Source organism: Chryseobacterium sp. R2A-55, assembly GCF_021401085.1.
In the GTDB taxonomy this organism is placed as follows: Bacteria; Bacteroidota; Bacteroidia; order Flavobacteriales; family Weeksellaceae; genus Kaistella.
This window is the reverse complement of the sequence record NZ_JACBFP010000023.1, coordinates 1-3,595: the sequence shown is the minus strand read 5'-3', so window position 1 is coordinate 3,595 and position 3,595 is coordinate 1. Positions and strand designations below refer to the sequence as shown.

Annotated in this window: 4 protein-coding genes; all 4 read left to right on the top strand. The window is 27.3% G+C overall.

Annotated elements, in window-relative coordinates; translation table 11 throughout:
- Positions 1-275 precede the first annotated feature (275 nt).
- The 4 genes from L0951_RS13575 to L0951_RS13560 all read left to right on the top strand — a co-directional run bounded on the left by L0951_RS13575 (position 276) and on the right by L0951_RS13560 (position 3,457).
- Entirely contained in the window at positions 276-1,019 is a 744-nt protein-coding gene (locus L0951_RS13575) for a hypothetical protein (RefSeq protein WP_234111797.1), read from the top strand.
- Positions 1,019-2,080 carry a hypothetical protein gene (locus L0951_RS13570; RefSeq protein WP_234111796.1) on the top strand — a complete coding sequence of 354 codons (1,062 nt, stop codon included), beginning with the start codon at positions 1,019-1,021 and terminating at the stop codon, positions 2,078-2,080. The genes L0951_RS13575 and L0951_RS13570 overlap by 1 nt, the downstream gene beginning before the upstream one ends.
- A 581-nt stretch (positions 2,081-2,661) precedes the next feature.
- The gene (locus L0951_RS13565) at positions 2,662-3,054 is read left to right on the top strand and encodes a hypothetical protein (protein WP_234111795.1); all 393 of its coding nucleotides are present in this window, start codon (positions 2,662-2,664) and stop codon (positions 3,052-3,054) included.
- On the top strand, positions 3,035-3,457 hold the full coding sequence (locus tag L0951_RS13560) for an Imm63 family immunity protein (protein WP_234111794.1): 423 nt from the start codon (positions 3,035-3,037) through the stop codon (positions 3,455-3,457). The genes L0951_RS13565 and L0951_RS13560 overlap by 20 nt, the downstream gene beginning before the upstream one ends.
- Positions 3,458-3,595 lie beyond the last annotated feature (138 nt).

The following is a 3,595-nucleotide window of genomic DNA, read 5'->3' as shown; positions in this document are numbered from 1 at the left end:
GGAGAAATCCATGGGTAAACTTCGTTTTTTTGATATGTTAAAAATTCATCATTACACGTTTATCTGGAGCGATCGGGGTGGTTATTTATCCGTAATACGCTACACAAAAGTAGTGATAAAACCCTAATATCCAATACTTTGTCAGTTTGTTTGGTTTTATGAATAAAAAAATTTAGTACTTCAGATAATATACGTATATTTACGTGTTATACGATATTTTAAGAAAATATTGTACATTTTTTTATATTTACAGTTAATTGTAAAAAGTAGTTTTAATGAAATCATTTATTCATAACATTTTCACTTTAATAATATCTTTAATTGGTTTGATCGGTGGACTTTTTTGGTGCATTCAATCAAATTGGGAATATGAACCCTTAATTCTTATTCTAGTATCAGCTTCACAATTAATATTATATTTTACCATTCCTAAAGATAATCCTAATGAAGACAGCTCAAAAAATTTGAAACAATCTTTTGCTTCAGTAAACAATATTTCAAACAGTAGCGGAGTAAGTACTATAACAAATAATGGAAACTTACAAATCAATAGTATAAGTAATCAAAAAGAAATTGTCAATAGAGAAATGCAGAAATCTACAGAAGATAAAAACTTAATAATTGATTCAAAAAAGAATAAAATCTCAATTTTATTTATTGATGATGATAAAAATTTCAACATTGTAAAAATTTTGAAAGATAGTGGTTGGAAAAATACTAAAACCATTGTTGATGTGAAGACATTGGATGACCAGAATATTAAGAATTCAGAAATAATCTTTGTCGATATAAATGGAGTTGGAAAATTATTAAGTTTACCAAATGAAGGTTTAGATTTAGCATTAATGATTAAGCAAAAATATAATGAAAAGAAGGTAATAATTTATTCTGCAAATAGTATGAACAATGCTTTTCATGAAGCGTGGAGTCTTACAGATTCTCGTTTAGCTAAAAATGCACTACCCTATCAATTTCAGCATTTAGTGGAAAAATTTAGTTTAGAATTTTATAATAATTAATGGAAGAAAATTTTTACTTTGTTAAATCAAGAACGGGAGACTATTTATTAAACACTTTTCCTCAAAACTTAGATTACCTTTTAAGAGAAAATACAGACAAAAGAAATAAGATTACGATAAATTTCAATGAGAAAAATTATACAGCGAGGATAGGAACTGTTTCAAGTGACGACTTAATTGTGACAATACTTACAATTAATAAAAAGTGTATTGAAAGATTAAAATTCTTCAATGAATTACTAGATAATTGTGTACTTTTTATCAGACCAATTCTAAATTTGGAAGTGCTTATTAAAGAGAACAATAATAACATTTTGGAAGAATTTATTCATAATGTCAAATCAATAAATTCTTATAGTATTCAAAATTTATTTACCCTAATTCCACAAAAATCACTTTCTGACAACGTTAATATTCAGAAAGAGCAGCTAAAAAAAATTATTAAAGAACAACCTTATGTAACTGTAGACACATTACTTAAGGAATTAAAATATAGTATCGCCACAAAAGTTGAATTTTCAGTTTTTGAAAATGTTTTACACAAGAGAACATCTCATTTCAAAGAACAACACGATATAAGAAGTGTTTTTATATCAATATTACAATTGTTTGCTGAAGATTTTGAATCTAATAGAATTGAAATTTCATTAGCAGCTTGCGAAAGAGTTTTAGAAATTGATTATGATTCGTTGTTCGTTTCATTATATTATATATTTGATAATGCAGTAAAATATTGCCACCCAAATACAACACTAAAAATTCACTTTGATGAAGAAAAAAGCTCATTTAATGTTAGTATTAAAATGGTTTCTATTAAGATAAATCCGAGTGAAATTGATTCTCTTTCATTACGTGGATATAGGTCAGACATAGCAAAAAAAATAAATATTAATGGACAGGGAATTGGAATGTATAGAATTAAGAAAACATTAAAAATAAATAATGCTGAAATCTCAATCAATCCTAATTCCTTCAAATTTAATAAAATACATAAAGGTCTTGAGTATGAAGGCAATGAATTTTTAATAAAATTTAATGGGCAACAAAAAAATTGGTTCTAAAAAAAACATCGTATAATAACTAAGCTTTCGTTTTGTCTGCAAGACAAGAAATGAAAGCCCGTTGAACGGAAGCTCCGGTAGCTTTTCGACAGTATTTTGGTTCTCTTATGGGGATTTCGTTTTTAGCATTCAGAGCTACAAAGCAGTTTTTTAGAATTACTGCTTTTTTTTGTGGCGTTTGCTAGCCTTTGGAAGGGGGTTCTGTCTGCCGACAGGCAGGTTCTGCGGGTTTTCTTCGCTGCAGAATACAAGTTCCCTTATCCACAAAGGTTATTTCGCAGACGAAGGTTGGGTGACGAAATAAGAAAGTTGGGAATGGTAAAAAGAATTCAAAAACAAATCACTAAATTTGGTTTGACTAATGAGTATTTTTTTAATTTTACAACAAGCTGATTATCATTACAAATTTAAAGCGTTAGTCAGAATTCCCCTACTCGAAAACGGAGTTGTTTTTAGCTGCTAACGAAGAAATTTTTACTATTTTGGATAATCAAATAGTCAAAAAATGAAAACATATAACTGTTTGATTATCACTATTTAAATTTAACGTTAGTCAGAATCTTACAAAAACCTGTGTCAAATTGAAAAAATTAGGAACATTAATAGGAATTTTGATTTTAATTGGTTTTGCAAATGCTACTTTATTTATTCCTTATATTAGTATTGCAAAACTTCCAGGCGGAGAAGTTGGAATGATGCCTTTTGCAATATTAATTGAATCTGGAATTTCTGCTTTAATTACAATAATAATTTATTTGCTAAGTAAGTTTTTTAAAGAATTAAATCTCATTAACTCAATTTTTGTTTATCACTTAATTTACTTTGGATTATTGATTTCACAAGGATTAAATTTAAGGGAACTTTACAAATTCAAATCTTGGAATTATGATTTGTTCATTATTATAATTGCATTCTTAATTTGGGGTTTAACATATATAATTTTAAAAGGGGAAAATGCAAATATCAAATCTTGAGGAAATCCGAAAAAAAGTAGAAGAAATATCTTTAAAACTTCCTCAAAAAATTGACATAAACTCATACATAACTTTTGGAAATCAAGAAGATTTTGCAAAACCAAATATAGAAATTGACAATTCTCTATTTTATAATTTTATAGTTGTAGAACGAGGACAAGAATTGGAGAAAAGAATTACCATTAATTTGGATGATTTACTTTATTGGATATTTGAATTAATCACTTTTGATTTGGCTTCTAAATTTGAATTGCAGAATCGAATTGAAAATTCTGATTTTAGAAAAATATTATTCAAAAAACAGGAAGAATTATTATCATTTATTTCAGATTATTGGAAAGCTAAAAAATTAATTGAGCATAATGAAATTTTAAAAATCTTTCCATTTCAAGACAAAAAATAATGTAAAAAGACTTCAGCTAATAACTAAGCTTTCGTTTTGTCTGCAAGACAAGAAATGAAAGCCCGTTGAACGGAAGCTCCGGTGGCTTTTCAGCAGTATGATGGTCCTATTATGGGGATTTCGTTTTTAGCATTCAGA